This window comes from Nitrincola tibetensis, from assembly GCF_003284585.1.
GTDB classification, from domain to species: Bacteria; Pseudomonadota; Gammaproteobacteria; order Pseudomonadales; family Balneatricaceae; genus Nitrincola; species Nitrincola tibetensis.
In genome coordinates, this window is sequence record NZ_QKRX01000036.1 from 1 (window position 1) to 1,681 (window position 1,681).

At 45.1% G+C, this 1,681-nt stretch carries 1 protein-coding gene; it reads left to right on the forward strand.

Going from position 1 to position 1,681, the window contains the following annotated elements:
• Positions 1-77 precede the first annotated feature (77 nt).
• Positions 78-1,645, forward strand: a protein-coding gene (locus DN062_RS18355) for an IS3 family transposase (protein WP_239995857.1) whose coding sequence is annotated in 2 segments (ribosomal slippage) — positions 78-566 and positions 569-1,645 — 1,566 coding nt in all. Because the reading frame shifts where the segments join, the coding sequence is not laid out codon by codon here.
• Positions 1,646-1,681 lie beyond the last annotated feature (36 nt).

Genomic DNA, 1,681 nt, shown 5'->3' on the forward strand with positions numbered 1-1,681 from the left:
CCCGCTCTGTTAGCCTAGTTGTCCACTTGGCGATTTAGCCTTTTATAATTCTTTGAGCGGGTGGAATGAGAACTGTTATGCCTCGTTATTCCAGTGAGCGTAAAGCTTCAGTACTAAAGAAATTGCTACCACCCATAAATCGTTCCGTTGCTTCCGTATCGTCAGAGGAAGGCATTCCGTCAATAACACTGTATAGTTGGTTAAAACAATGCCGCTTAAAAGGAGTCCCTGTGCCAGGCGATCGAAATACTGCTGATGATTGGTCACCCGAAGCCAAGTTTGCTGTCGTTATTGAAACAGCCAGTCTTTCAGAGACTGAGCTCAGCCAATATTGCCGTGAAAAAGGGCTCTATGTTGAACAGATTCAACGGTGGAAAGCAGCTTGCATTCAGGGCGCATCACAACAAAAAAACCAAGAACAACTGTTACATAAACAACAGCGTGATGACCGAAAAACGATTAAAAAGCTTCAAGCAGAAGTCAGGCGTAAAGATCGTGTACTGGCTGAGACGACTTCATTGCTGGTACTCTCAAAAAAGCTCGAAGCCTTGTATGGAACAGATCAGGACAACGAGGACAGCTAACGCCGTTGTCTGAGCGTACAAGGCTATTGGAATACTTTGATGAAGCCATCAACACAGGCGCCACTCACCAAAAAGCAGCTCAAATCATGGGTATAAGCCATCGTACACTGAAGCGCTGGCGGTCTGATGATGGTGTTATTCAAGAAGATCAGCGACCTGAGAGTAAACCCGGCATTCAGCCTCATCAACTGACGGTTGAAGAAGAGCATGAGATCATCATGACCTGCAATTTACCTGAATATCGCAGCTTGCCACCTTCACAAATAGTGCCATTACTAGCGGATCAAGGCGTATATATTGCATCTGAATCAACATTCTATCGCGTATTGCACAAGCATGAACAACTGAACCATCGTGGGCGCACACAACCTCCTAAAAAAGTAGCACAACCAACAAGTTACACAGCAAAAGCACCTAACGAAGTGTGGTGCTGGGACATTAGCTACATACCCTCAACAGTCAAAGGTCAGTATTGGTATTTATACCTTGTGATGGACATCTACAGCCGAAAAATCGTTGTCTGGGAGGTTCATGTTGCTGAATCAGGAGAGCTAGCCAAGCAACTGATCGAACGCGCATTGATTCGTGAAGGCTGCTGGCATAATCCACCGGTCCTGCACTCGGACAATGGTGCGCCTATGACGTCTTATACCTTAAAAGCGAGACTAGCTGAACTAGGCATGCTTGCGTCCCATAGTCGACCACGTGTTAGCAATGATAATCCTTACTCTGAATCGTTATTCCGAACTGTTAAATATTGCCCTGAATGGCCGTCTGAAGGGTTTGTGTCAATAGAAACCTCTCGTGAATGGATGCTAGCATTTGAACATGCATATAATGACTGTCATTTACACAGTGGCTTAAACTTCGTCACACCTAATAGTCGTCATAATGGTGAAGAAAGTGATTTGCTGATGAACAGGCAGTCAGTGTATGAGAGCGCTAAACTTAAAAACCCTGGTCGATGGTCTGGTGAAACTCGAAATTGGGAGCCTAAAGGTGCCGTCTCACTAAATCCCGCAAGACTTGAAGAAATGGCACTCAACAAACAAGCAGCTTAAGCATAGTATTTTGGACAACTGGGTTGAAAACTACCG